24 protein-coding genes and 1 other RNA gene are annotated in these 24,605 nt (G+C 60.0%); 9 read left to right on the top strand and 16 right to left on the bottom strand.

From position 1 onward, the window contains the following. Window positions 1–8: 8 nt before the first annotated feature. The 5 genes from sdhA to Q666_RS36165 all read right to left on the bottom strand — a co-directional run bounded on the left by sdhA (window position 9) and on the right by Q666_RS36165 (window position 4,657). Window positions 9–1,835, bottom strand: a complete 1,827-nt coding sequence (gene sdhA, locus Q666_RS36185) for a succinate dehydrogenase flavoprotein subunit (protein ID WP_022999037.1) — start codon at window positions 1,833–1,835, stop codon at window positions 9–11. Window positions 1,836–1,840: 5 nt separating this feature from the next. Continuing rightward, window positions 1,841–2,224, bottom strand: coding sequence for a succinate dehydrogenase, hydrophobic membrane anchor protein (gene sdhD, locus Q666_RS36180; RefSeq protein WP_022999038.1), 384 nt, complete (start codon window positions 2,222–2,224; stop codon window positions 1,841–1,843). A 10-nt stretch (window positions 2,225–2,234) separates the two neighbouring features. Then, complete coding sequence (gene sdhC, locus Q666_RS36175; protein WP_022999039.1) at window positions 2,235–2,633, bottom strand: succinate dehydrogenase, cytochrome b556 subunit; 399 nt, start codon at window positions 2,631–2,633, stop codon at window positions 2,235–2,237. 277 nt (window positions 2,634–2,910) lie between these two features. Continuing rightward, window positions 2,911–3,846: a glutaminase gene (locus Q666_RS36170; RefSeq protein WP_022999040.1), complete on the bottom strand. Its 936-nt coding sequence runs from the start codon at window positions 3,844–3,846 to the stop codon at window positions 2,911–2,913. A 130-nt stretch (window positions 3,847–3,976) separates the two neighbouring features. Next, window positions 3,977–4,657 (bottom strand): sulfate transporter family protein, encoded by a 681-nt coding sequence (locus Q666_RS36165; protein WP_022999041.1) that lies wholly within the window; start codon window positions 4,655–4,657, stop codon window positions 3,977–3,979. A 183-nt stretch (window positions 4,658–4,840) separates the two neighbouring features. On the opposite strand from Q666_RS36165, the gene Q666_RS36160 reads away from it, so the two are divergent. After that, a complete protein-coding gene (locus Q666_RS36160) occupies window positions 4,841–5,587 on the top strand; it encodes a class I SAM-dependent methyltransferase (RefSeq protein ID WP_022999042.1) in 747 nt (248 codons plus the stop codon). A gap of 48 nt (window positions 5,588–5,635) precedes the next feature. Here the strand turns inward: Q666_RS36160 and recR are convergent, their stop codons facing one another. From recR to Q666_RS36145, 3 genes are all read right to left on the bottom strand, one after another. Continuing rightward, window positions 5,636–6,244, bottom strand: coding sequence for a recombination mediator RecR (gene recR / locus Q666_RS36155; protein ID WP_022999043.1), 609 nt, complete (start codon window positions 6,242–6,244; stop codon window positions 5,636–5,638). Between the two features lie 152 nt (window positions 6,245–6,396). Continuing rightward, entirely contained in the window at window positions 6,397–6,717 is a 321-nt protein-coding gene (locus tag Q666_RS36150) for a YbaB/EbfC family nucleoid-associated protein (protein WP_006935456.1), read from the bottom strand. Window positions 6,718–6,806: 89 nt separating this feature from the next. Next, window positions 6,807–8,666, bottom strand: a complete 1,860-nt coding sequence (locus Q666_RS36145; protein ID WP_208993823.1) for a DNA polymerase III subunit gamma/tau — start codon at window positions 8,664–8,666, stop codon at window positions 6,807–6,809. 215 nt (window positions 8,667–8,881) lie between these two features. Between Q666_RS36145 and Q666_RS36140 the strand changes: the two genes are divergently transcribed. Further along, window positions 8,882–9,202: a hypothetical protein gene (locus tag Q666_RS36140; RefSeq protein WP_022999045.1), complete on the top strand. Its 321-nt coding sequence runs from the start codon at window positions 8,882–8,884 to the stop codon at window positions 9,200–9,202. Window positions 9,203–9,215: 13 nt separating this feature from the next. Here the strand turns inward: Q666_RS36140 and Q666_RS36135 are convergent, their stop codons facing one another. The 3 genes from Q666_RS36135 to ffs all read right to left on the bottom strand — a co-directional run bounded on the left by Q666_RS36135 (window position 9,216) and on the right by ffs (window position 10,093). Further along, the gene (locus Q666_RS36135; protein WP_022999046.1) at window positions 9,216–9,614 is read right to left on the bottom strand and encodes a hypothetical protein; all 399 of its coding nucleotides are present in this window, start codon (window positions 9,612–9,614) and stop codon (window positions 9,216–9,218) included. Beyond that, entirely contained in the window at window positions 9,601–9,861 is a 261-nt protein-coding gene (locus tag Q666_RS36130) for a hypothetical protein (protein ID WP_022999047.1), read from the bottom strand. Before Q666_RS36130 ends, Q666_RS36135 begins: the two co-directional genes overlap by 14 nt. 134 nt (window positions 9,862–9,995) lie before the next feature. After that, an RNA gene (gene ffs, locus Q666_RS65415) (signal recognition particle sRNA small type) lies at window positions 9,996–10,093 on the bottom strand. A gap of 131 nt (window positions 10,094–10,224) precedes the next feature. Between ffs and Q666_RS36125 the strand changes: the two genes are divergently transcribed. The 7 genes from Q666_RS36125 to Q666_RS36095 all read left to right on the top strand — a co-directional run bounded on the left by Q666_RS36125 (window position 10,225) and on the right by Q666_RS36095 (window position 16,588). Then, entirely contained in the window at window positions 10,225–10,644 is a 420-nt protein-coding gene (locus Q666_RS36125) for an HIT family protein (protein ID WP_022999048.1), read from the top strand. A gap of 162 nt (window positions 10,645–10,806) precedes the next feature. Beyond that, window positions 10,807–11,757, top strand: coding sequence for an NAD(+) diphosphatase (gene nudC / locus Q666_RS36120; RefSeq protein ID WP_022999049.1), 951 nt, complete (start codon window positions 10,807–10,809; stop codon window positions 11,755–11,757). Beyond that, window positions 11,757–12,335 (top strand): histidine phosphatase family protein, encoded by a 579-nt coding sequence (locus Q666_RS36115; protein WP_022999050.1) that lies wholly within the window; start codon window positions 11,757–11,759, stop codon window positions 12,333–12,335. Before nudC ends, Q666_RS36115 begins: the two co-directional genes overlap by 1 nt. A 66-nt stretch (window positions 12,336–12,401) precedes the next feature. After that, on the top strand, window positions 12,402–13,616 hold the full coding sequence (locus Q666_RS36110) for a lytic murein transglycosylase (RefSeq protein ID WP_031268687.1): 1,215 nt from the start codon (window positions 12,402–12,404) through the stop codon (window positions 13,614–13,616). 180 nt (window positions 13,617–13,796) lie between these two features. Beyond that, window positions 13,797–15,062 carry a SulP family inorganic anion transporter gene (locus tag Q666_RS36105; protein ID WP_022999052.1) on the top strand — a complete coding sequence of 422 codons (1,266 nt, stop codon included), beginning with the start codon at window positions 13,797–13,799 and terminating at the stop codon, window positions 15,060–15,062. Window positions 15,063–15,244: 182 nt separating this feature from the next. Continuing rightward, window positions 15,245–15,859: a hypothetical protein gene (locus Q666_RS36100; RefSeq protein ID WP_152533252.1), complete on the top strand. Its 615-nt coding sequence runs from the start codon at window positions 15,245–15,247 to the stop codon at window positions 15,857–15,859. Window positions 15,860–15,949: 90 nt separating this feature from the next. Continuing rightward, window positions 15,950–16,588, top strand: a complete 639-nt coding sequence (locus tag Q666_RS36095) for a hypothetical protein (RefSeq protein ID WP_022999054.1) — start codon at window positions 15,950–15,952, stop codon at window positions 16,586–16,588. 93 nt (window positions 16,589–16,681) lie between these two features. Here Q666_RS36095 and Q666_RS36090 read toward each other — a convergent pair whose 3' ends face one another. The 5 genes from Q666_RS36090 to Q666_RS36070 all read right to left on the bottom strand — a co-directional run bounded on the left by Q666_RS36090 (window position 16,682) and on the right by Q666_RS36070 (window position 24,556). Further along, a complete protein-coding gene (locus Q666_RS36090) occupies window positions 16,682–18,313 on the bottom strand; it encodes an ABC transporter ATP-binding protein (RefSeq protein WP_031268688.1) in 1,632 nt (543 codons plus the stop codon). Between the two features lie 10 nt (window positions 18,314–18,323). Then, window positions 18,324–19,592 (bottom strand): ABC transporter permease, encoded by a 1,269-nt coding sequence (locus Q666_RS36085; RefSeq protein ID WP_022999056.1) that lies wholly within the window; start codon window positions 19,590–19,592, stop codon window positions 18,324–18,326. Window positions 19,593–19,595: 3 nt separating this feature from the next. Further along, the gene (locus tag Q666_RS36080) at window positions 19,596–20,720 is read right to left on the bottom strand and encodes a microcin C ABC transporter permease YejB (protein WP_022999057.1); all 1,125 of its coding nucleotides are present in this window, start codon (window positions 20,718–20,720) and stop codon (window positions 19,596–19,598) included. A 63-nt stretch (window positions 20,721–20,783) separates the two neighbouring features. Continuing rightward, window positions 20,784–22,679, bottom strand: coding sequence for an extracellular solute-binding protein (locus tag Q666_RS36075; protein ID WP_031268690.1), 1,896 nt, complete (start codon window positions 22,677–22,679; stop codon window positions 20,784–20,786). Beyond that, window positions 22,676–24,556 carry an extracellular solute-binding protein gene (locus Q666_RS36070; protein WP_022999059.1) on the bottom strand — a complete coding sequence of 627 codons (1,881 nt, stop codon included), beginning with the start codon at window positions 24,554–24,556 and terminating at the stop codon, window positions 22,676–22,678. The genes Q666_RS36075 and Q666_RS36070 overlap by 4 nt, the downstream gene beginning before the upstream one ends. Window positions 24,557–24,605 lie beyond the last annotated feature (49 nt).

Raw genomic sequence — 24,605 nt, 5'->3', positions numbered from 1 at the left:
CCGTCTCCTTAGTAGACGCGCGCTTTCGGCGCGATCTTCTTCGGATCGATGCCACCCTCTTCAAGGGTGGTCAGCGGATCGAGCACCACCGGACGGTAGTCCAGCTTGACGTTGCCGGCTTCGTCGACCCACGAGAGCGTGTGCTTGCGCCAGTTCTCGTCGTCGCGGCCGGCGAACGGACCGTCCTTGTAGTCCTCGCGGGCATGGGCGCCGCGGCTTTCCTTGCGGGCTTCCGCGCCGTAGACCGTGGTGATGGCGTTGGCCATCAGGTTCTCCAGCTCCAGTGTTTCCACCAGATCGGAGTTCCAGATCAGCGAACGGTCGGAGACCTTGAGGTCCTTCGTTTCGCCCCAGATCTCGGTCAGACGCTTGCAGCCCTGCTCCAGGCTTTCCTGGGTCCGGAAGACGGCAGCATCTTCCTGCATGGCGCGCTGCATCTTGTCGCGAAGATCGGCGGTCGGGATGGAACCGGAAGCGTTCCGCAGCTTGTCGAAGCGGTCCATGATCTTTTCACAGGAAGCTTCGTTCGGCGCCGGCACGGCCGATTTCGGATCGACGACCTCGCCTGCCTTGATCGCCGCCGCGCGGCCGAAGACCACAAGGTCGATCAGCGAGTTGGAGCCGAGACGGTTGGCACCGTGAACCGATGCACAGCCGGCTTCCCCGACGGCCATCAGGCCTTCCTGAATGCGGTTCGGATTGTTGCCGTCCGCGTTCAGCACTTCGCCCCAGTAGTTGGTCGGAATGCCGCCCATGTTGTAGTGAACGGTCGGCAGGACCGGGATCGGATCCTTGGTCACATCCACGCCGGCGAAGATGCGGGCGCTTTCGGAAATGCCCGGCAGACGTTCGGCCAGCAGAGCCGGATCGAGGTGATCCAGGTGCAGGAAGATGTGGTCCTTGTCCTTGCCGACGCCGCGGCCTTCGCGGATTTCCATGGTCATGCAGCGCGAGACCACGTCACGGGAGGCAAGGTCCTTGGCCGACGGTGCGTAGCGCTCCATGAAGCGTTCGCCCTCGGAGTTGACCAGATAACCGCCTTCGCCGCGTGCCCCTTCGGTGATCAGGCAGCCGGAGCCGTAGATACCGGTCGGGTGGAACTGGACGAATTCCATGTCCTGAAGCGGCAGGCCCGCACGGGCCACCATGCCGCCGCCGTCACCGGTGCAGGTGTGGGCGGAGGTTGCCGAGAAGAAGGCGCGGCCGTAACCGCCGGTCGCCAGAACCACCATCTTGGCGGCAAAGCGATGCATGGTGCCGTCATCGAGGTTCCACGCGATCACGCCCTGGCACACGCCGTCTTCGGACATGATCAGGTCGAGCGCGAAATACTCGATGTAGAATTCGGCATTGTTGCGCAGGGACTGGCCGTACAGCGTGTGCAGGATGGCGTGTCCGGTCCGGTCGGCTGCTGCGCAAGTGCGCTGAACGGGAGGACCTTCACCGTAGTTCTGCATGTGGCCGCCGAACGGGCGCTGATAGATGCGGCCGTCTTCGGTCCGGGAGAACGGCACACCATAGTGTTCCAGTTCGTAGACCGCCTTTGGCGCTTCACGGGCCAGGTATTCCATGGCGTCGGTGTCCCCGAGCCAGTCGGACCCCTTCACCGTGTCGTACATGTGCCATTCCCAGCAGTCCGGCGTCATGTTCTTGAGCGACGCGGCGATGCCGCCCTGGGCAGCAACGGTGTGGGAGCGGGTCGGAAACACCTTGGTGATGCAGGCCGTTCTCAGGCCCTGCTCGGCCATGCCGAGCGTGGCCCGCAGGCCTGCGCCACCGGCGCCGACGACCACCACATCATAGGTGTGGTCGACAAATTCATACGTCTTGGCCATTCGGGTCAGCCTCCAAAGCCAATCTTGAGCACTGCGAAGACGCAGCCGAAACCGATAAAGGCGCAGAAGAAGGTGTTCGCCATCAACGTGAGGAACTTGATGCCTTCGCCATGCACATAGTCTTCGATGATCACCTGCATGCCGAGCTTCATGTGATAGACGCCGGAGAGGATAACCAGGAGCAGGATGATCGAAACGAGCGGGTTCTTGAGGGTCTCGACCACGTCTCCGTGGGAGGAGCCCTGCATCGCGATCACCAGGATCACGAAGAACGAGATCAGGAACACGTTGGCGACAGCGGTCAGACGCTGCTTCCAGAAGTGATCGGTGCCTTCCTTGGCAGATCCAAGGCCGCGTACCTTGTTCAGGGGTGTGCGCATATCTGTCATGACACTCTCCTTAGCGAACCGCGTAGCCGATGATCCAGAGGATCAGCGTGACGGCAACGGACCCGATGATGGTCGCCTTGGCGAGCCACTCGCGCGCTTCCTTGCCGAAGCCCGCACCCATGTCCCAGATGAAGTGGCGCAGGCCGCCGAGCATGTGATGCACAAGCGCCCAGGTGAAGCCGAACACGATCAGACGGCCGATGATCGAGCCGTAGATGCCGTTGACGAAATCGAAGTAGCTGGGGCCCGCCGCAGCGGCGATCAGCCACCAGGCCAGCAGGACAGTGCCGAAATAGAGCGCCGCGCCAGTGATGCGGTGCAGAATCGACATGACCATCGTCAGAATGGGCTTGTAAATCTGAAGATGGGGCGACAGCGGGCGGTTGCCCCGCAGATCGGCGTTCGACATGGAATTCCTCTCCCGTACGACGCTAGAGCGAAATGCGCTTAAGATGACCCGTTTGAACCTGATTCCGACCCCGGACGAACCGGCGCAGCCTTCTGGCCAAACGACCCAACCTCAACTCACCTCACCCCAGTTTACGTTTACGCAAACGTAAGCAAATCAAAGCGTTGTCTAGGTGCGTAATAGCGCCAACGCTTCAAAAGGTCAAAATATCCTATAGGCCTAATTGCAAGGAAACTACTTCTATATCGTTTAAATTCATCCGGTGACAGAAAGTGACCTAAACGTGAGCCCCTTCGCCCCCGTGGGGAACGCCGAACACCGACCAGCCGGTTTTGTGAGCAAAATGCTCCATTGCTTCCGTGCCCAGCTTGGAATTGCCGTACTTGTTGAGACCTGGCGACCAGACGGCGATCGACGCCCGGCTTGGTGAAATCACGAGAATGCCGCCGCCGACACCACTTTTGCCCGGCATGCCGACACGAAAGGCGAAATCGCCCGAACCGTCGTAATGGCCACAAGTCATCATGAGGGCATTGATCCGCCTCCGGCGCTCGATCGAAACAAGGCCCGGCATCCGGGGCGCATCCACCAGAAAGCGGCCGGCAAGCGCAAGCTGCCGGCAGGACATCTCAATGGCGCATTGATGGCAGTAGGTGCCAAGCACCTTGTCGACGGAAGCCCGCAGATTGCCGTAGGACGCCAGATAATGGGCAAGGGAGAAATTGCGGTGTCCGGTGGCGAGTTCCGACTTCGCGACCTTCTCGTTCATGTGGATGCTGTCGTCGTCGCAGGCGGCGCGAATAAAGCGCAGCAGTTCGCCCAGAGCTTCCCGTGGCGTTGATCCGGCCAGATAGGTATCCGTCGTCACCAGCGCCCCAGCATTGATGAACGGATTGCGGGGAATGCCGTCTTCCCGCTCCAGAAGCAGGATCGAATCGAAGGACAGCCCGGAGGGTTCGCGCCCAACCCTGTACCAGAGCTGATCTCCGACCCGGCCGAGCGCCAGAGCAAGGGCAAAAATCTTGGAGACGGACTGGATGGAGAACGGCACATCGGCATTGCCGGCGGTAAACACCCTGCCATCGGCCAGGGCGACGGCTATGCCGAACTGGTTGGGATCGATGCCTGCCAGTTCGGGAATATAGGTCGCGACATTGCCTTTGTCGGGATTGGCCGCAGCGGCTTCCGCGATTTCCGTCAGCAATTCCTGCATGTGCTCCTCCGGTTCGGAGGGGCACTTGGTCAGATTGCCATGGGATATGCAAGTGTCGGGTGACGTGGCGCCATCCTGGCAGCCTCAATTGCAGGGTGCCGTCTCCCGCCTCGCAAGAGCGAGACAATCTTCAGGCGCGCGCCACATTCTGTCGCTGCGCTGCCAGCAGCTTGAAAAGGTGCAGCATGAAGATGGTCGCAAAGATCGGTGTCACCAGGTTGAGAATCGGCACGGCAAGCAAGCCGGCGATGATCAGTCCACCGAGAAAAACGGTACCGCCCCGCGCCTTGCGGAATGCCTTCGCCTCGGCCGCCGGAAGAAACCGCATGGCGGCGAATTCGAAGAATTCCCGGCCGAGCAGGTAACCGTTGACGATGAAGAAGGCGACCAGATTGACACCGGGCACAAGCAGCAGCACCAGGGCAAACAGGTTGCCCAAAATCACGACGCCGGTGAACTTGATGGTCTGCACGATCGACTGCGACAGCGGCAGTGCGCGGCCCGGCTGATCGTGCGGATAGTCCTTCTTGTCGACGATATCCGCGATCTCGTCCTGAAAGAGGCCGGCGAAAAGCGCTGAAATAGGCGCAATCAGGAAGCCGAGTACGAAAATTGCGCCAATGCCCGTCAGAACGGAAATTGCCGTGTCCATCCAGGCATAGGGCAGCGCGACGAAGGCCGCGATCACGCCCTGCAGGGCGATCCAGATGACAACCAGCACGCCAAGTGTAAAGCCAAGCATCTTCCAGAAAATTGCCCGGAACGGCGGTTCGAACACCTCGGACATGGCGCGGGAAGCAGCTTGGAACATGACACCTTCAAATTTCTCGTGAACGACCGCCTCGACATAAGTGCAGCGCCGATCATGTGCAAGCCCGCGGACGATAGGCGACCGAAAACTAAACTTATTGTTGTGCAAACCAGCTTCTGAAACTAGCATTTGGTAAACGGTTGTTCGTTGCCGGTACTTTACACCCCAGGTTCGGACCGCACGATGCTGCATCTTCATTTCGCCCCCGACACCGACATCACCAAAGGGCTGGCACCCGAAGCCCTGAAAATGTTCCAGTTCGAGTGGAACATCTATCACAAGCTGGTGCGTGCCAACGAAATGCACCACCGGGAAATCGGCCAGCTCTTGCGCGACGAGATCGGCAAACGTTTTGACAGGCCTTTCGCTTTTCTGGATCTGGCCTGCGGCGACGCCAGTCTTGCGCAAACGGTGCTTCAGGACAGCAAGGTCGCGACCTACGAGGCCCTCGACCTGTCACGCCCGGCGCTGCAATGCGCCGCCCGGGTGATGAAGGACGTGCCGTATGATGTGGAACTTGCCGAAGAAGACATGGTGGAAGGCATCGTGAGCCGTCCGGCCAGCGCCAACTTCATCTGGTGTGGTTATTCCATCCATCATCTTCAGCGCGCGCAAAAGCAGGAAATGCTGTCAGCGGTCTGCAACGCGCTCAAGCCGGGCGGCGTCTTCGTCTGCGCGGAGCCTGTGTGCCTGCCCGGCGAAACACGAGCCGATTACACACACCGCTGGCAGAAAGAACTGCGCCACCGGTTTCGTTCACTAACCGACGCCGAATATGACCACCTCTGGGAACACATCAGCACGCACGACTTTCCCGAAACCCCGGAAGACTGGTTGGCGATGGGCGAGACAGCTGGTTTTACATCGAGCCGAGAGATCTTCCGGTTTCCCGGCGATCTGTTTTGCGCGGCGTTTTTGTATGAGAAGTGAGGCTGTCGGTTTCGGCAGTGTGCGAGGTGCCTGGTTTCCAGCGTGTTTCTAGAACCGCGTCCGGGCGCGCAGCGCCTGCGCCAGCGTGCCTTCGTCCAGATAGTCCAGTTCGCCGCCGACGGGCACCCCATGGGCCAGGCGGGTGACATTGACCTCAAGATGGGACAGCTGGTCCATGATGTAGTGGGCCGTTGTCTGCCCCTCGACGGTGGCGTTTATCGCCAGAATGACTTCCGAAAAGCCTTCCGACCCGCAACGGTCGATCAGCGAGGCGAGATTGAGATCCTCCGGGCCGATGCCGTCGAGAGGCGACAGGGTACCGCCCAGGACGTGATACCGGGCATTGACCGCACCGGCACGTTCCAGCGCCCAAAGATCGGCAACATCCTCGACCACCACCAGAACACTCTGATCGCGTTTCGGATCTGAACAGATGGTACAGGGATCGGACGTATCGACAGTGCCACAAGTCGAGCAGATGCCGATTTCCCGAACAGCAATGCCCATGGCGTCCGCCAGCGGCACCAGCAGCTGATCCTTTTTCTTGATCAGATGCAGCGCGGCACGGCGCGCCGAACGCGGGCCAAGCCCCGGCAATTTCGCCAGGAGCTGGATCAGCCGTTCGATTTCCGGTCCTGCCACACTTTTCTGTGCCATGGTTTTCTCTTCAGCGCGCGTTGACGACCACCTGAAAGACCTGCTGCGTCAAACCGGCCGGATCGCTCCCCTGATTTCCAGGAAGCGACCAAGAGGCTGGCTTACGAGGCATGGCGCGAGGCCCTTACGGCCGCCACGCACTTCAGTTGGTATCAGAACGGCAGTTTCATGCCGGCAGGCAGGCCCAGACCACCCATCAGTTCCTGGGTCTTTTCCTGAATTGCCTGCTCGACCTTGGCACGGGCTTCGGTGTGGGCAGCAATCAGCAGATCCTCAAGGATCTCCTTTTCCTCTTCCTTCAGAAGAGACGGATCGATCGACAGCGACTTCAGATCGCTCTTGCCGTTGAGACGCACGGTGACCAGGCCGCCACCGGCCGAGCCTTCGGCCTCGATCTCAACGATCTGCTCCTGCAGCGAGCCCATCTGCTCCTGCATTTGCTTGGCCTGTTTCATCATCTTGAGGAAATCCATGGAACGACTCCTTCCAAACCCTCACATGGCGCGGATTTCCGCGACCTTACCTATCTGGGAACTGCATTTAGAAGAACAAGAAGCGCGGATCAATCGTCTTCGTCATCCCCGAGCGCTTCGCTCAGGAGCGGATCGCTGACCATCGGGTCGGCCAGAGCAGCGTCGTCTTCTTCGGTAACCTGAACCTTCACGTCGACAACACGGGCACCCGGGAACTGCGCCAGCAGGGCAGCAACGGTTGGGTGCGACTTCGCGTCGGACAGGAGTTGCTGCTGGTTGGCCTCCTGCTCCTCGTGGATGGTCGGGCGTCCCTGATTGCGGGAAACCACGACAAACCAGCGCTGTCCGGTCCATTCGGTCAGTTTGCGGCCGAACTCGCCGGCGATATCGGCCGGGGCGTCGTCCGTCGGCTGGATCTCGATCTTGCCGGGTTCGAATTTCACCAGACGCATGAGGCGCTGGATCTTGACCTTGAACGGAATGTCGCCCTTCTCGGACGCAAGGGCGGCGCAATCGTAGAGGCTCTTGAGATTATACGCCGGCTGAGCCTGCGGTTCGGGCGCGGCTTGCGGCACTCCCTGAGGCGCGGGCCTGCCACCCTGGATGGCCGAGAGCTGAGGACGGGCGCTTGCCTGCATGGTCGGGCCACTGCCTGAACTGCCAGGCGCGTAGTTCATGCCGACAGCCATGGCAGATGTACCACCGCCACCACCGGCAGGTGCTCCGCCACCACCAGATGGTGCCGCACCGCCAAACGGGTTCTGGCCATTCTTGATCTGTGCCATCAGGTCGCCCGGATCCGGCAGGTCCGCGGCATAGGCAAGGCGCACCAACACCATGTCGGCAGCGGCCAGTGGCTTGGACGCGGACTGAACTTCCTGGACACCCTTCAAGAGGATCTGCCAGGCGCGGGACAGAAGCCGAACGGAAATCTGCTCTGCAAACTCACGGCCGCGCGCCCGTTCAGCTTCGGTCACGGACGCTTCGTCAGCCGATTTCGGCGCAACCTTCATGCGCGTGACAAGGTGCGTGAAGTCCGCCAGATCCGTCAGCACGATGGCCGGATCCGCACCTACCTCATATTGCGCCTGCAGTTCGCCCAGGGCGTCCTCGATCCGGCCGGCCATGATGTGGCCGAAAAGGTCTATCACCCGGGCACGGTCCGCAAGACCCAGCATCTGACGCAGGTCTTCCGCCTCGATGGCGCCGGCGCCATGGGCCATGGCCTGATCGAGCAGGGACAGGGAATCGCGCGCCGATCCCTCCCCCGCACGGGCAATCAGCATCAGGGCTTCGTCGGAAATCTGGATGCCCTCGGCATCGGAGATCCGGCGCAGCAGACCGATCAGCTTGGATTGTTCGATCCGGCGCAGGTCGAAACGCTGGCAGCGCGACAGGACCGTGATCGGTACCTTGCGGATCTCCGTCGTCGCGAAGATGAACTTCACGTGCTCCGGCGGCTCTTCAAGGGTCTTCAGCAGACCGTTGAAGGCGGCGTTCGAAAGCATGTGCACTTCGTCGATGATGTAGACCTTGTAGCGCGCCGTTGCCGGGCGGTAGCGGGCCGCATCGATGATTTCGCGAATATCGTTGATGCCGGTGTGGGAGGCGGCGTCCATCTCGATGACGTCGACATGGCGGCCTTCCATGATGGCCTTGCAGTGCGTGCCTTCCTGGGTGAGCTTCACCGTCGGCTTGTCGGCAACGCCCGGCACTTCGTAGTTTAGGCCCCGCGCGAGGATGCGGGCGGTGGTGGTCTTGCCAACGCCGCGCACCCCGGTCAGCATCCAGGCCTGCGCAATCCGCCCGGTTTCAAACGCATTTTCCAGCGTCTGCACCATCGGCTCCTGGCCGACCAGATCCTCAAACGTCTTCGGCCGGTACTTGCGCGCAAGAACGCGGTAAGCACCATCGTCGGTCGCCGGTTTCACCGCGCCCTGATCCGCCATCAACCCCGGCGTCTGCCCGCCGTCACTTTCGGAAAAGCCTGTCTCGTCCATGAGCCGCACCATAACCATTTTTTCGAAAAGTGGGACGGGCTTTTGAAAGTTTTTGTGCGTCGGACTGCCCCGGGCCGCAATACCTTCAGGGAACCCTTTGCCCAAGCCACGCATTGAGTAACTGCCGGCCGTTATTTTCAGCCGGTTTTCATCAGGGAGACGATATGTCTGGAAAACTCTCGCACGACCTGTTCAGCCTCTGGTTCCAGGCGCCTGTCGTCATCACCCTGCGCTGCCAGAACTGGACCGCAAACCTTGCGGCGGGCACGGCCTGGACCAATCCGGAGCTTCATCGGATGATCAGCGAAAAGGCTGCAGCTGCGACGGAAAGCGCGCTGGCCATGAACAGGGCGCTGCTACGTGATGGAATGACGTCGTTTCAGCGGTACTGGCTGGGTGGGCAATCAATCGCGGCAAAGGGCACACGGCCCTATGCGAAGCGTGTCCGCGCAAACGCCAAGCGCCTGAGCAGGAAACCGCAGTAGTTATCCTATTTCCTCAACCCTGATATCTGTCCGGCAACAAAAACCGTTGCCTTGCGCCTGGCGACCCAAGCCGCGCGTCCGAATACCACGTTGCCATCAACGCCCTTGAGCTGAGATCCGGGTTCTTGGCAAGAAATTCGCCGAAGGTTTCATGCGGCGTCTCGGCCATCCGCTCCGACAAGATGCCCAGGAAGGCCAGGGTGATGGTGGTGTTGAATTTCTCCGGCACGCCTGCTCTGGAGGCAAGGCCACGCAAGGCGTTGCCATATCGGCAAGCCGCTTCCAGAAACTCGTACTTCTGCAGCATCTGGCAGGCAACGCCGATATGGTCCACATGGCTGAAGCCTTTTGCATCCAGCTGGCCAGCTTCGAAGCGATCGGAAAGCTGCGCGTAATCCCTAAGCTCCGGCATTTGTTTCGTCCTTCAGTTTGTGGCTGTCGGCCGCGCTCAGATCGAGGTCGTAAACGCTCTTGAGTTGCCGGATCTTGTCCAGCGTCTCCTTCGAAAACGGCGGCTTGTTCTCAAAAGCATGCAGCGCCATGCCCTCGATCAGGTCGCCAAGACTGATGTCCAGATGTTCGGCGAGCCCTTTCAGGACCTTCAGCAACCGTTTTTCCAGGCGCACACCGGTTTGAACGCGCTCAACTGATTTCTCCATGATGTTATCATGGTACCAATGTACCATGTAAGTCAACTTGTCGATTTGAGATGCGGAGAGCCCTAGCCCGAAAAACAAAAAAGCACCGCGGAGAACCGGCGGTGCTTTTTGGTAAAGCTGATGCTTTGGATAGGGTGGGAGGCTGGCACGGCGACCCGTGCCGAGGCTCGTTAGGGCTGCTTCCTTCCGGACCTGACCCGGTTGGCGAGTGGCTCGTCCACCACCAACCTCCCGAGGGCCTTATATCAGAAGAAGGATGGGGTTTGGCAAGAGGGCAACACGGTTTTTTGTTCGCCGGGAAATCACACTCCCAAACCCGCCACGAAGCGTGTAGCCTTCGGGAAATTCTGCCCGGAGTGTTTCATGTCATCCTTTGCCCTCAATGCCCGTCTCGAAGGCGACAGCTACTTCGTCAGCGATCTGACGCTGTGCACCGTCCGTTTGCTGAAAGATGCCAACTATCCCTGGCTGCTGCTCATTCCGCGCCAGTCGGACCTCGTCGAGATCATCGATCTGGAGGAGGCCGACCAGATGCAGTTGATGCGAGAAATCGCCCTGGCCAGCCGGGTGCTGCGCGAAGTGACCGACTGCGAGAAGCTGAATGTCGGCGCTCTCGGCAATCAGGTGTCCCAACTGCATGTCCATGTGATCGCCCGTTATCGGGACGATCCGGCCTGGCCCGGGCCGGTCTGGGGTGCGGTTCCGGCGCAGGAGTATTCCCACGACAGGGTGGAAACCCTGATCGAGAAGTTGCGGGATACCCTTGCCGGTGACGACGACTGATTGCCGGACCGGTCCAACATCCTGCCTCGTAGCTGTTTCAATCTGCATTCAGATGTGATCGGCGGCACCGGCAGGAAGCAGTTTCTCCGAACTGAAAAATGCACTACGTGAAGAACCAGCATCGATTGACCTCCCGCCCTTTTCTCTTCCAAGGACTTTGAAATGAACGCCAACCCAGCCGGTTCCCTGGCCATGGAAATGAGTTTCCTCGGCAACACGCTTGACCGGCAATCGACACGGCGTGGCGATATCGCCTATCTGGCAAGTCTTCTGGAAAAGCCCGATACGCGCATCGTGCTGTCGACGGACCGGACTTTGGTCTTTGTCGCGGGCGGAAACCTTACCGTCGGGCATCGGCTGGAGGTGGCCCTTTCGCTCGGGGCCGTGCGGGAGGAGATGATTTTCCTGGGACTGCGCCCGGAAAACGGCGAGGCCCTGTTCGCAACGGCCTTGCCCGCGACAGACGAAGACCTTGCGGATCGCACGGACCTTCAGCTTATCGACTTGCGCACCCTTGCCCTGCAGAACGCTTTTGCACCGCAGGACATGGGCGCACTTGCCCAGGCCCGCGCCCTGATCCACTGGCATCGCACGCATCAGTTCTGTTCGCGCTGCGGCGAGAAAAGCCATCTGTCCGAAGCCGGATACCGTCGCGATTGCCCGTCCTGTGGCGGCCAGCATTTTCCGCGCACAGACCCCTGTGTCATCATGCTGATTACCGACGAGAGCGGAGACAAGGCCCTGCTGGGCCGCCCGGCCCGACTTCCGGAGGGCATTTACACCACGCTTGCCGGTTTCATGGAACCGGGAGAAACAATCGAACAGGCCGTGCGGCGCGAAACGCTGGAGGAAAGCGGGATCATTGTTGGCGACGTCCGCCTGATTGCCAACCAGCCCTGGCCGTTTCCGGCAAACCTGATGCTCGGCTGTATCGGCAAGGCGACCTCCTTCGACATCGCCATCGAGGACGACGAGCTGGAAGCCTGCAAGTGGTGCGACCGGGACGAAGTGCGGCAAATGCTGGCCGATACGCATCCCGAGGGTCACAAGATACCGCCTTCGATTTCAATCGCCTTTGAACTGATCAAGGGCTGGCTCGACGGAACGCTCTGATGACCTGGTGCGCTTACCTGACCCATCCGGAAGTCCTTATCGACCCGGACGTTCCCGTTCCCGAGTGGGGCCTGTCGGATACGGGCCGGGAGCGTGCGGCGAAAGCCACTGTCCTGCCGTTTGCCAAGGACATCCGACAGGTAATCTCCAGTGCCGAAAAGAAGGCGCTTGATACCGCGCAGGTCTTCTCCGGCCGCCTCCGCGTCTTTCAGCGGTCGCTTCCGTTCCTGCACGAGAATGACCGGAGTGCGACCGGCTTTCTGCCACCTGAAGAGTTCGAGCAGACTGCAGATCTTTTCTTTGCCGATCCGCATCACTCCGTTCGCGGCTGGGAACGTGCGATCGACGCCCAGGACCGGATCGTCAATGGTGTTAAAAGCGCCCTGCGCCACATTCCCGAGGAAGACCCGGTCCTGTTCGTCGGTCATGGCGCCGTCGGCACCTTGCTGATGTGCCATCTGATGGCCACACCGATTTCCCGCCATCATGACCAGAGACGCGGCGGCAGCTGGTACCGCTTCGAGAAATCCTGGCTGATGAGCCAGGCCGGGCGCAATTTGGCTTGGACAGACCTTTAAGCACGGTCGGACGAAGACCCGGAACATGTTAGGCTGCCCCGACCTGTCGTGATCCGGGAGCCCGATGTGATCTGCCGTTTGCCGAAGCTTGTTCTTGCGACCCTGAGCTGCCTCGCCGTTACATTCCTGCCCGCCAACGCGGGTCAATATGATGCCCAATTCCGGCAGTTCCTGTCTTCAGAAGTTGCTCCGGCGGCGCGCCAGCAAGGCATCTCCCAGGCAACTCTCGACCGGGAACTGAAAGGTCTGACACCCGACACTTCCCTGCCGGGGCTGGTCGGGCCGGGCGGCAAGGGCACGCCGCCCAAGATCAACTTTCAGGCCGAGTTCGGTTCCCCAAGCCGCTACTTCCGAGACAGCCAATTCAACGCCCTTGTGCCGCGCGGGCGATCGCTGATGCAGAAACACGCGGCCGTGCTGTCGCGGATCGAAGCGAAATACGGTGTACCCAGCCGGATCATCCTGGCCATCTGGGCAAGGGAATCAGGCTATGGCGGGGCCAAGATCCCCTATGACGCGATCCGCGTTCTGGCGACGCAGGCCTTCATGGGCCAGAGGCCGGACTTCTTCAAAGGCGAATTGATCGCCGGATTGAAGATCCTGCAAAATGGCGATGTATCCAGGCAGGGCATGAAAAGTTCCTGGGGTGGAGCCATGGGACAACCACAGTTTCTGCCGTCTTCCTTCTGGAAGTATGCGGTCGATTTCGACGGTGACGGCAAGCGTAACATCTGGACCTCCGACATCGACACGATGGCCTCCATTGCCCATTATCTCTCGGCACATGGCTGGGTAGCTGACCGCGACTGGGGATATGAAGTCCATCTTCCCGACAACGTCTCATGTACGCGGGAAGGTCCGGACAACCGCCAGAAGATTTCCGACTTCGTGCGTGAAGGCGTCAAGCGCGTCAGCGGCAAGCCTTTTCCTGCCAACGAGGTCAACCGGCCGGGGAACATCCTGCTGCCTGCCGGCCGCTACGGCCCAGCCTTCATTGCCACGGAAAACTTCTACGTCATCAAGGACTACAACGAGAGCGACACCTATGCGCTCTTCGTCGGTCACCTGGCGGACAGGTATGGCAACAACAGCGGTTTTGTCGGCGACTGGAAACCGATGAAGGAAACAACCAGAGGCGCGGTACGGAACCTTCAGCAGAGGCTTGAGGGACTGGGGCATGACGTGGGGGGCGCCGATGGCCTGATCGGCTTCAAGACCCGTCGATCCATCGGCAAGGACCAGGAGAAGAACGGCTTCTTCGCGACTTGCTGGGTCGGCTAGAACACACCCTGTCCACTCTCCTGGGTTGTTTTTCAAGATGCCCACAAAACTGCTGTTTCCAGGTAGAAGTATCCCGTGACCAAGCGCCGCGGGATGCCCGTTTCAACAAACAGTTGATTTTGGGCGTGCAGTGCGGAAGACTGTGTCCACATCCTTCCTTACTGCTTCTCCGGTGCCTTCATGCGGCTCCCCAAGATCGTTACCACATTGCAGGATTATTCCCTGCCGCTCTTCCGTGCCGACCTCGTCGCCGGGATCACCGTTGCCATGGTTGCCCTGCCGCTCAGCCTGGCGATCGCCATTGCTTCGGGGGCCGATCCAGCGAAAGGGCTGGTGACGGCGATTGTCGGCGGGTTCTTCATCTCGCTTCTTGGCGGCAGCCGGGTGCAGATTGGCGGGCCGACCGGCGCTTTCATCGTGGTGGTTTACGGCGTCATTGCCGATCACGGTTACGACGGGCTGGTGCTGGCAACCTTCATGGCAGGCATACTGCTATTGATCGGCGGGTATTTCCGGATCGGCAGGCTGATCCGCTATGTGCCGGAAGCCGTGGTCAACGGGTTCACCATCGGCATCGCGATCATCATCGCCTCCAGCCAGATCAAGGATTTCTTCGGCCTTCAGATCTCCGAGGTACCGGCGGACTTTCTGGAAAAACTTCCCGTTCTCTGGGAGGCACGTGACACCGCCTCGCTGGCCGCCAGCGGACTTGCCCTGGTCACGCTGGTGATGATCGTCACCCTGCGCCGGATGGCTCCGGCCTTTCCGGGGCTGATCGTTGCCGTGTCACTGGCCTCGCTGGCTGTCGTTCTGGCCACCCTGCCGGTAGAGACCATAGCCTCGCGCTTCGGTGCCCTGCCCAACACGCTGCCACTTCCGGCGCTGCCGAGCGTCACTGTCGAGCGGGTCGTGGAGCTGTTTCCCTCCGCCATCGTGATCGCGTTCCTTGCCGGCGTGGAATCACTTCTGTCCGCGATGGTGGCCGACAGGATGATCGAAGGAAGCCACCGCCCCAACGCCGAGATGCTGGCACAGGGAACCGCCAATATCGCGTCTGCCCTTTTTGGCGGCCTTCCGGCCACCGGTGCCATTGCCCGCACGGCCACAAACGTCCGTGCCGGTGGCAAGACGCCGGTATCCGGGCTGGTGCATGCGCTTGCCATCTTGCTGATCATGCTGGTTGCCGCCCCCCTGGCCGGATACCTTGCCTTGCCCGCCATGGCGGCCTTGCTGGTTCTCACTGCCTGGAGCATGAGCGAACCGCACAAGTGGAAATCTTATCTGAGCGCCCCGATGGCCGACCGCATGTTGCTGTTGACCACGCTGATCCTGACGGTCCTGATCGATCTGACCGTCGCCATCGGCGTTGGCGTTTCAATCGGTCTTGCCCTCAGGCTGCGCGAACGCAAGAAGCAGCCGGACGACTGGTCGATGCCGGAACGCTGACACGCCCGGTCACCGCCTGCAGGACATTCAAAACACAAAGTTTTCAGCTGGAATTCCCAGTTTCCCCTTTGGTTACGACCAGCCAAAGGCCTGATGCCGTGTGCGTTGCATATATTTTCTGCTTTTATTTTTTATTGTTTTACGATAATTAATCGCTGCAACTTAAATTGGAGCCACTCCACATGTCTGTTTTGTCGTCTTGCGGCGCGAACCCTCGGGTGCGCGCGAGAACCCTTCTTATTGCTCTTTTTCTGACGGCCTTTGGCACCGCATCGTCCTTTGCGGACCCACTCGACCGGTTCAATCCCGCCACGACCGACCCGAACCTCTTCCGGCTAGCGGTCCGTCATCCCGACAGAATGAAGGTTCCAGATGGAGCCGCAACGGTTCATGTTGTCCTGTCCGACAAGGAAACGGGGCGCGTTGTCCAGGAAAAGCGGATCGAGCTGCAAAGGACCACAACCGGCGAACAGGCAGCTGAAGTGCGTACGGAGGCACCGGAAAACGTGGTGACTGTGTATCGGATCCCGGCAAAACAGGTAGCTGAATTGCGAGCACTGCAGGCCAAGTATCTGGCCATGCCCCAGTCTCGTCAGCAAACGATTGGCGGATCCCTGTCGATCGACGTCACCGGCTGCAAGCTCGATGCTGACGATACCGGCGAAATGCTGATTTCGACTTATCTCAAGACATCGGAACTGGAGACCTTCGTGGCTCTGGCGGAGAATTTCGACCTGCGAAACACGCAGGCTTCAAGCCGCAACGACCTCGAGAACTCGATCCCGCCCTGTTCATGACCGGGGAAGCGGGCAAGGTCACCCCAGACCTTGCCCACCCTTGCCACGGACAATCACACATTCCTGTCTTAGGATCGAAACGCACTTCCCATGTCGACCACTTTTTCAAGCCGCTCACTGCTTGCGGTTATGCTTTGCCTGCCCCTGTTTCTGTTGGCTGCCTGCAGTCATGTTCCAGTTGCCACCATGGTCAAACTGGCAAACTTCGACCTTCTGAAAACCAACCCGGCAGGCTTGCGAGTTGCCGTCCGATATCCGGCCAGCATCCGTATCCCGGAAGGCGGAGCACGCATGATGCTGACGGTGAAGGACAAGAAGACCGGCAAGCTGGTTATGGAGGAGAAACTTGCTTTCGTCCGCGTATCGTCCAAGGCCGAGCGGGCGGAGCTGAGCGCCGAACTGCAGGAAGGCCGGCGGATTGCGATCTACCGGCTACCCAACGACAAGATCCCCGCCTTCAAGGCCTTTCAGACGTATCTTCTGACAATGGACAAGGCTGAACGGGACGAGATCGAAGGCAATATGGAAGTCGGCGTCGACGGCTGCCTTGCTTTCGAGCACCGGCCCGCGCGTATCCTCGTCAGCACCTATCTGAAAGCGGATGAGCTGGGCGGCTACATACCACTGCTGCGCGATGTCGATCTTGAGGAACAGATGGCTGACGGCAAGTACGGCGTCGATGGTGGCCTGCCGCGCTGTACGGACGCCCGCGCCGCTACTGAAGGATAACGGCTCAAGCGAGTGCACTGTCCGTCCGTCGAGACCGGCAGACGGCACACCTTTGGACGAGGCAGCGCATGTGCCCTGCCCGGTCCAACAGGATTACGCGCTCACCACACCTTCCGGTGCGGCTTCCAGGCGGAAGGCGGCAGCCATCAGGGCCTTGGTGTAATCAGTCCGGGGCGCATCGAAGATCTGTTCGGAGGCGCCCTGTTCCACCACCTTGCCCTGCCGCATGACGATAACCTCGTTGGCCAGGGCGCGGACAACCTTCAGGTCGTGTGAAATGAACAGATAGGCAAGACCGTGCGCCTTCTGCAGATCTCGCAACAGATCGACCACCTGGGCCTGGACACTCATGTCGAGGGCTGAAGTCGGCTCGTCCAGCATGACGAACTTCGGCTCAAGAACCATGGCCCGTGCGATGGAGATGCGCTGACGCTGGCCGCCTGAGAATTCATGCGGATAGCGATGCCGGGTGGACGCATCGAGCCCGACTTCCTCCAGGGCCTTGGCGACCTTGCGGTCGCGCTCATCGGCCGAAATACCGGGGAAATGCACCTGCAGTCCCTCACCGACGATTTCAGCCACCGACATGCGCGGGCTCAGCGCACCAAAGGGATCCTGAAACACGATCTGCATGTCCCGGCGCAGCGGGCGCATTTCCTTCCAGGAATTCTTCTGGATTTCGGCACCGTTGAAGGCAATCCGCCCGGTGGAGGAAATCATGCGCAGGATCGCAAGACCGAGTGTTGTCTTGCCCGATCCGCTTTCGCCGACGATCCCGAGCGTCTGGCCCTGCCGCACTTCCACATCGATCCCGTCCACCGCCTTGATGTGGTCGACGGTCTTGCGCAGGAAGCCCCGCTTGACCGGGAACCACACCTTCAGATCATCTGCCTGAACGACAATCGGCTTGCTCTTGTCCGTCGCCGGTGGTTCGCCCTTGGGCTCCGCGGTGAGAAGGTGCTTGGTGTAGGCGTGCTGCGGCCGGTCGAAGATATCGGCGACCGGTCCCTGCTCGACGATCTTGCCCTTGGTCATCACGCAGACCCGGTCGGCGAACTTGCGCACGATCCCAAGGTCGTGGGTAATGAACAGCATTGCCATGCCGTGGCGGCGCTGAAGGTCCTTCAGCAACTCCAGGATCTGCGCCTGAACCGTGACGTCGAGCGCCGTCGTCGGTTCGTCGGCAATCAGCAGATCCGGTTCGTTGGCCAGCGACATGGCAATCATCACGCGCTGGCGCTGGCCGCCGGAAAGCTGGTGCGGATAGGAGTTGAGACGTTTTTCAGGATCGCGGATACCCACCTGGTTGAGCAGTTCCAGCACGCGCTCACGCGCCTTTGTATCGCTCATGCCCCGGTGGATCTTCAGAATTTCCGAAACCTGCTTTTCCACCGAGTGCAGCGGATTGAGCGAGGTCATCGGTTCCTGGAAAATCATCGAGATGCCGTTGCCGCGTACCTTGCGCAGTTCGGCTTCTTCAACCGCCAGAAGATCCTGACCGTTCATCAGGATCCTGCCGGAGGGGTGCGAGGCTGCGGGATAAGGCAGAAGCCGCAAGATCGACTGAGCGGTTACGGACTTACCCGAGCCGCTTTCCCCCACCAGTGCGACGGTCTCACCCTTCTTGATGTCGAAGGTGATCCGGTCGACCGCAAGGTTCTTGCTGCCGCCTTGGGAAAAGGCGACGGACAGGTCTTCTACGGAGAGGAGCGTTTCTTTTGTCATCTTGTGTTCCTCACCCCAGACTCTTGCGCGGGTCGAACGCATCACGCACTGCCTCGCCGATAAAGATCAACAGGCTCAACATCAGTGAAATGACCATGAATCCGGTGATCCCGAGCCAGGGCGCCTGAAGGTTGTTCTTGCCCTGCGCCAGCAGTTCGCCAAGTGATGCCGACCCTGGCGGCAGGCCGAAGCCGAGGAAATCCAGCGCCGTCAGGGTGGAAATCGAACCGTTGAGAATGAACGGCATGAAGGTAAGCGTCGCCACCATGGCGTTGGGAAGCAGGTGCCGCCACATGATCACCGGATTGGAAACGCCGAGTGCCCGGGCTGCGGATATGTATTCCAGGTTCCGGCCGCGCAGGAATTCCGCGCGCACGACACCCACGAGTGCCACCCAGGAAAATGCCAGCAGGATGGTGAAAAGGGTCCAGAAGCCGGGCACCAGAAACGACGACACGATCAGGATGAGGTAAAGCGTTGGCACCGCTGTCCAGATCTCGATGAAACGCTGGAACAGGAGATCGGTCCAGCCGCCATAATAGCCCTGCACGGCCCCTGCCGCGATGCCGATGACGGAGGATGCCAGCGTCAGCGCCAGGCCGAACAGCACGGAAATCCGGAAGCCGTAGACGAGACGCGCAAGCACATCCCGGCCCTGGTCGTCCGTACCGAGCCAGTTCCAGTTGCCCATGACGCAATTGGGATCTTCCGCGCCAAGCGGATAGCGCGAGCAACGCTTTTCCTTGTCCATCGTCCAGGAGGGAGGTGCGGGTGCCGGGACCGGAATATCATTGTTGACCGATCGGTAGGAATAACGCACCGGCGGCCACAGCATCCAGCCGTTGGCGCTGATCTCTTCCTGGATGAACGGATCGCGGTAGTCGGTCACCGCCAGGAAGCCGCCGAACTTTTCTTCCGGGTAGTCGACGAAGACCGGCGCCAGCAATTCGCCGTTGTAGGAAACAAGGATCGGCCGATCATTGGTCAGGAATTCTGCCAGCATGGCCATGACGAACAGCACCAGGAAGATCCAAAGCGACCAATATCCGCGCCTGTTGGCCTTGAAGTTCACCAGTCGCCGCTGGTTTATCGGCGAGAGGCGTGCCTTGGAACCCTTTGCCGGGACGACAAACGCCTCGCGATCATCCGTTACAGCTGCTTCGAAGTAGGCCGCCCTGGACCGCTCGCGGCTTTCGGCTTCATATCCGCCAGCCTCATGTCCGCCACTGCCGGTCTCGTAGTTTGCACTTCCTGCATCACTGTCTGAATCGGTCGCCATCGATCAGACCTCCCTGCTTTCGAAGTCGATCCGCGGATCGATCCAGGTGTAGGTCAGGTCGGAAATGAGGTTCACCAGAAGGCCCATGAGCGAGAAGATGTAGAGGGTTGCGAAAACAACCGCGTAGTCGCGATTGATCACCGATTCAAAACTGAGCAATCCCAGGCCATCGAGCGAGAAGATCGTCTCGATGAGGAGCGAGCCGGCAAAGAAGGACGAGATGAAGGCCCCCGGAAAACCGGCCACCACGATCAGCATGGCGTTGCGGAACACATGTCCGTAAAGCACCTGGCTTTCCGTCAGTCCCTTTGCCCTTGCGGTGATCACGTATTGCTTGCGGATTTCATCCAGGAACGAGTTCTTGGTCAGCAAGGTGGTGGTGGCAAAGGCCGACAGAGCCATGGCCGTCAAGGGCAGGGCAAGGTGCCAGAAATAGTCGGCGATCCGGGCAGGCCACGAGAGCTGTTCCCAATTGTCAGACACCAGCCCCCGCAAGGGAAAGATATCCCAGAAGGACCCGCCGGCGAAAAGCACGATCAAGAGAACCGCAAAGAGAAAGCCCGGTATGGCGTAAGCCACGACGATGACACCGGAGGTCCAGACGTCGAACCGCGAACCGTCCGAAACGGCCTTGCGGATCCCGAGCGGTATCGACACCGCGTAGGATATCAACGTCATCCAGAGGCCGAGCGAGATCGAAACCGGCAGTTTTTCGGCAATCAGATCGATGATCTTGATATCGCGGAAATAGCTTTCACCGAAATCGAAGCGGGCATAGTCGCCCAGCATCTTCAGGAAGCGTTCCAGCGGCGGCTTGTCGAAACCGAACTGCGCTTCCAGTTCCTTGATGAATTCCGGGTCAAGCCCCTGGGCACCGCGATATTTCGAACTGGCCGAGTCTGCAGTTGCGCCACCACTGCCACCGGAGGCGTCGTTGCCGCCCCCCAGCATGTCGCTGCCACCACCGCTGATGCGTGATGTCGCCGAAACGTCCGTTCCCTGCAACTGGGCAATGACCCGCTCGACCGGACCACCTGGCGCAAACTGGATGATGACGAAGTTGATTGCCATGATCCCGACCAGCGTCGGTATCATCAGCAGCAAGCGGCGGAGGATGTAGGCGCCCATGGAGTGTGTGCAGTCCCTTTTGTCTTGGCCTTCTGGAGCGGGCCCGAGGTTTCGCTGGAAATATTACCCGGCTTTGCCGAGTTTTTCCGCCTTTTCCTTGTCTATCCACCACAGTTCTTCAACCGGGAAGAAGTAGCGCGGAGTTTCTTCGGGAAAGCCGTAGACATCCCACATGGCAACAGTGTGGACGTTCTTGAACCATTGCGGGATCCAGTAATGACCGGCCCGCAACACGCGGTCGAGGGCCCGCGCCGCGTTGGTCATCTCATCGCGCGTTGTCGCCGCGATGGCCTTGTCGATCAGCGCATCGACAACCGGGCTGGATATGCCGGATGTGTTGTAGGTGCCCGGAATTGTCGCCGCCTTGGAGCCCCACATCTCGCGTATGGTATCCGACAGTGTCGGCGAAAGGCTGAGCCTGCGGCTGGCGATATCAAAGTCGTAGTCGTTGAGCCTGGCCTCATATTGCGCCGGATCGACGATCCGCAGGCTCGCCTTGATGCCGAGCCGTTCCAGGTTCTTGATCATCGGATTGACGATCCGTTCGTAAGCGGCGGTGTTGTTCAGGAATTCGATCGTCAGCTGATTTCCGTCCGGGCCGATCAGGTCGGTGCCTTTCCGGGTAAACCCGGCTTCGGCCAGAAGTTCGCTCGCCCGTTTCAGCAGCTTGCGGTCATTGCCGGATCCATCGCTGACGGGCTGCATCACCGCTTCGCCGAAGACAGCCTCCGGCAACTGGTCCCGGAAGGGCTCCAGCAACGCAAGCTCCGCGGTCGAGGGCATCCCCTCCGCCTTCATGTCGGAGTTTTCGAAGAAGGACTGGGTTCTCGTATAAAGCCCGTAGAACAGGTTCTGGTTCGACCATTCGAAATCGAAGGCGTATCCAAGAGCCTCGCGCACGCGCGGGTCCTTGAACTTGTCGAGCCGGGTGTTGATGAACCAGCCCTGCGCCCCTGACGGTCGGCCATCGGGAAACTCGCGGCGGATGACCTTGCCTTCTTCCACAGCCGGAAAATTGTACTCCGTCGCCCAGTTCTTGGACGTGAATTCCTCGCGGTAGAACGTCTTGCCCTTCTTGAAGGCTTCGAATGCCGTCTGGCGTTCACGGTAGAACTCCACCCGTATAACCGCGAAATTGCAGTGCCCGACCCTGACCGGCAGATCCTTTGCCCAGTAGTTTTCGACCTGGTGGTATTCGACATAGTGACCGACGGCGTGTTTTCCGACCTTGTAGGGACCGGAGGACAGGGGCGGTGTCAGGGTCGATTGCTTGAAATCGTAGGCGGTGTAATACCGCTTGGAAAAGATCGGATAATCGGCCGCAACGACGAGCGGCAGGTTGCGCGACTGCGAGCCGTCGAACTGCAGCGCGACCTTGTGGTCGTCCAGAATGACCGCGTCCTTCAATGACGACAACGGCTGGCTGAGCATGGGGTGACCATCGGCTTTCAGAAGCAGCAGCGAAAAGGCGACGTCCTCTGCAGTCAGTTTGGAGCCGTCGTGAAATCTGGCTTCAGGCCTCAGACTGAACGTGAAGACGTTGCCGTCCTCCGACACCTTTACCGTTTCCGCCAGCAGGCCGTAGACCGCGTCCGGCTCATCGTAAGCGCGCACCATCAAGGTGTCGAAACACAGCTCCATGCGGGGCGGGGCATCGCCTTTCAGGATAAAGGCATTGAAAGTGTTATAGGTCAGGACATTCTGGTTGAAGTACCAGTAAGGCGCCTGAAACGAGAACGTTCCGCCTTTCGGAGCCAGCCGGTTGACATAGTCGAACTGGGTGAAGTCCGGTCCGTATTTCAGATCGCCGAACACGGACAGGCCGTGTACGGGACCGTCCGGATAGGCGGTTTGTGACGCGAAGGCCGTGGACACCGGCCAGGGTGCTGCCGACGCAAACGCCGCGGCGCTGCTCATTTGCAGGAAACGGCGCCGGGAAGTCGTCAGAGCCCCACTCATCGCGCAGCTCCCGTCTTGGCGGCCAGGGCCTCGTCGTACCACCAGATGGTCGGGAACCCGGTGCTGTATTCCGGCATCTGTTGCGGATGGCCGAAGCGGTTCCAGCGTGCCGTGCGAGTTTCGTCGGAATAGAACTGCGGCACCACATAATGGTTCCACAGCAACACGCGGTCGAGCGCGCGGGTGGCAGCCACCAGCGTTTCCCGGTCTTCGGCAAAGATGACCTTGTCGATCAGCTTGTCGATCGCGGGGTTCTTGATGCCGGCATAGTTGGCCGAACTTTCGTTATCAGCAGATTCAGACCCCCAGTACTCCCGCTGCTCGTTTCCGGGCGACAGGGACTGGCCGATCGCCAGGACCACGGTGTCGAAATCACGGCTGCGGACACGATTGACGAACTGCGACGTATCGACCAGACGCAGGATCGGCTTGATGCCGATGGCTTCCAGGTTCTGCGAATACGGCAGAAGAGTGCGTTCGCTGGCCTTGTCACGGTAGAGGAATTCGATGCTGAGCTGTTCGCCGGTTTTCGGATCGACCATCTTGCGGTCTTTCAGCTCATAGCCGGCCTTGCGGAGCAACTTGACGGCTTCACGCAGGTTCGCGCGCACGTTCTGCGGATTGCCGCCAACCGGGTTCTTGAATTCTTCCGTGAAGACTTCGGGCGGCACCATGTCCCGCACTTCCTCCAGGATCTCCAACTCCTTGCCCTGCGGCAGACCGCTGGATGCCAGCTCCGTGCCGGCGAAATAGGAATTGACCCTCTTGAGAAGATTGGCGGAAACGATCTCGTTGGTGGTTTCGAAATCGTAGGCATAGTTCAATGCCTGACGGACATCAGGGTTCTGGAATTTTTCACGGCGCTGGTTCAGGAAGAAGCCCTGCATGACGCCCCTGGACTTGTCCGGGAAGATTTCCTTCACCACCCGGCCATCCTTGATGGCTGGGAAGTCGTAGCGCTTGGCCCACTGGCTCGAGCTGCGCTCGGTATGGAAGTCGTACTGGTCACCCTTGAAGGCTTCGAACTGCACGGAATCATCGAGGAAGGAGATGTAACGGATCTCCTCGAAATTATCGGTTCCGACGCGGATCGGCAGGTCCTTTCCCCAATAGTCCGGCACGCGCTCGTAGATCACCTGACGGTTGGGCGAGAACTCTTTCATCTTGTAGGCACCGGAACCGAGTGGCGGCTCCAGAGTGGTGCGGGAGATGTCACGCTGTTCTCCCTTGCTGTTCGTGCCTTCCCACCAGTGTCTGGGCAGGACAGTCAGCTGGCCCATGATCTTGGGAAGCTCGCGGTTTCCGCTGACATCAAAGGTGAAACGCACGGTGCCATCGCCGACAATCTCGGACTTCTGGACATTCTGGAAGTAGTACTTGCGCTGCGGGTCCAGCTCGATGGACTTTTCAAACGACCAGATGACATCGTCGGCGGTTACCGGCTCGCCGTCATGCCACCTTGCATCCGGGTTGAGCCTATATTCGACCCAGGAATAGTCGTCGGGAAAGCGGACCGCTTCGGCCAAGACACCGTATTGGGCACTGATGTCCTCTTCGTCCAGAGAAGGCTCCATCAGGCTTTCGTAGATATTCAGGATGCCGGGGGCGATATTGCCCTTCTGCGCCAGAATGTTGAACGTATCGAAACCGCCGCTGGCGGCTAGCCGAACCGTGCCGCCCTTGGGGGCATCGGGATTGACGTAATCGAAATGCCTGGCATCGGCGCCGTATTTAGGTGTTCCGTTGAGGGCGGCCGCATGATGCCATTCCGGTTCAGCTGCGACAGCCGGTACGGATCCGATCCCCGACATCACCACCACACTTGCCAGTGCAAGCCCAGCTGCGGCCCGCTTCCCTACATGCCATTTGAACACCATCGGCTTCTCCGTCCCCTTCCGGTTCCTGAACCCAAATCACGGGTTTAGA

This window comes from Labrenzia sp. C1B70 (genome assembly GCF_000475395.1).
In the GTDB taxonomy this organism is placed as follows: Bacteria; Pseudomonadota; Alphaproteobacteria; order Rhizobiales; family Stappiaceae; genus Roseibium; species Roseibium algicola.
This window is presented reverse-complemented; position numbering and strand designations above follow the sequence as displayed.

Excerpts from the sequence above, each read along its gene's own strand:
- sdhA (WP_022999037.1), bottom strand. The coding sequence starts at position 1,835 with ATGGCCAAGACGTATGAATTTGTCGACCACACCTATGATGTGGTGGTC.
- sdhD (WP_022999038.1), bottom strand. The coding sequence starts at position 2,224 with ATGACAGATATGCGCACACCCCTGAACAAGGTACGCGGCCTTGGATCT.
- sdhC (WP_022999039.1), bottom strand. The coding sequence starts at position 2,633 with ATGTCGAACGCCGATCTGCGGGGCAACCGCCCGCTGTCGCCCCATCTT.
- Q666_RS36170 (WP_022999040.1), bottom strand. The coding sequence starts at position 3,846 with ATGCAGGAATTGCTGACGGAAATCGCGGAAGCCGCTGCGGCCAATCCC.
- Q666_RS36165 (WP_022999041.1), bottom strand. The coding sequence starts at position 4,657 with ATGTTCCAAGCTGCTTCCCGCGCCATGTCCGAGGTGTTCGAACCGCCG.
- Q666_RS36160 (WP_022999042.1), top strand. The coding sequence starts at position 4,841 with ATGCTGCATCTTCATTTCGCCCCCGACACCGACATCACCAAAGGGCTG.
- recR (WP_022999043.1), bottom strand. The coding sequence starts at position 6,244 with ATGGCACAGAAAAGTGTGGCAGGACCGGAAATCGAACGGCTGATCCAG.
- Q666_RS36150 (WP_006935456.1), bottom strand. The coding sequence starts at position 6,717 with ATGGATTTCCTCAAGATGATGAAACAGGCCAAGCAAATGCAGGAGCAG.
- Q666_RS36145 (WP_208993823.1), bottom strand. The coding sequence starts at position 8,666 with ATGGCGGATCAGGGCGCGGTGAAACCGGCGACCGACGATGGTGCTTAC.
- Q666_RS36140 (WP_022999045.1), top strand. The coding sequence starts at position 8,882 with ATGTCTGGAAAACTCTCGCACGACCTGTTCAGCCTCTGGTTCCAGGCG.
- Q666_RS36135 (WP_022999046.1), bottom strand. The coding sequence starts at position 9,614 with ATGCCGGAGCTTAGGGATTACGCGCAGCTTTCCGATCGCTTCGAAGCT.
- Q666_RS36130 (WP_022999047.1), bottom strand. The coding sequence starts at position 9,861 with ATGGAGAAATCAGTTGAGCGCGTTCAAACCGGTGTGCGCCTGGAAAAA.
- Q666_RS36125 (WP_022999048.1), top strand. The coding sequence starts at position 10,225 with ATGTCATCCTTTGCCCTCAATGCCCGTCTCGAAGGCGACAGCTACTTC.
- nudC (WP_022999049.1), top strand. The coding sequence starts at position 10,807 with ATGAACGCCAACCCAGCCGGTTCCCTGGCCATGGAAATGAGTTTCCTC.
- Q666_RS36115 (WP_022999050.1), top strand. The coding sequence starts at position 11,757 with ATGACCTGGTGCGCTTACCTGACCCATCCGGAAGTCCTTATCGACCCG.
- Q666_RS36105 (WP_022999052.1), top strand. The coding sequence starts at position 13,797 with ATGCGGCTCCCCAAGATCGTTACCACATTGCAGGATTATTCCCTGCCG.
- Q666_RS36100 (WP_152533252.1), top strand. The coding sequence starts at position 15,245 with ATGTCTGTTTTGTCGTCTTGCGGCGCGAACCCTCGGGTGCGCGCGAGA.
- Q666_RS36095 (WP_022999054.1), top strand. The coding sequence starts at position 15,950 with ATGTCGACCACTTTTTCAAGCCGCTCACTGCTTGCGGTTATGCTTTGC.
- Q666_RS36090 (WP_031268688.1), bottom strand. The coding sequence starts at position 18,313 with ATGACAAAAGAAACGCTCCTCTCCGTAGAAGACCTGTCCGTCGCCTTT.
- Q666_RS36085 (WP_022999056.1), bottom strand. The coding sequence starts at position 19,592 with ATGGCGACCGATTCAGACAGTGATGCAGGAAGTGCAAACTACGAGACC.
- Q666_RS36080 (WP_022999057.1), bottom strand. The coding sequence starts at position 20,720 with ATGGGCGCCTACATCCTCCGCCGCTTGCTGCTGATGATACCGACGCTG.
- Q666_RS36075 (WP_031268690.1), bottom strand. The coding sequence starts at position 22,679 with ATGAGTGGGGCTCTGACGACTTCCCGGCGCCGTTTCCTGCAAATGAGC.
- Q666_RS36070 (WP_022999059.1), bottom strand. The coding sequence starts at position 24,556 with ATGGTGTTCAAATGGCATGTAGGGAAGCGGGCCGCAGCTGGGCTTGCA.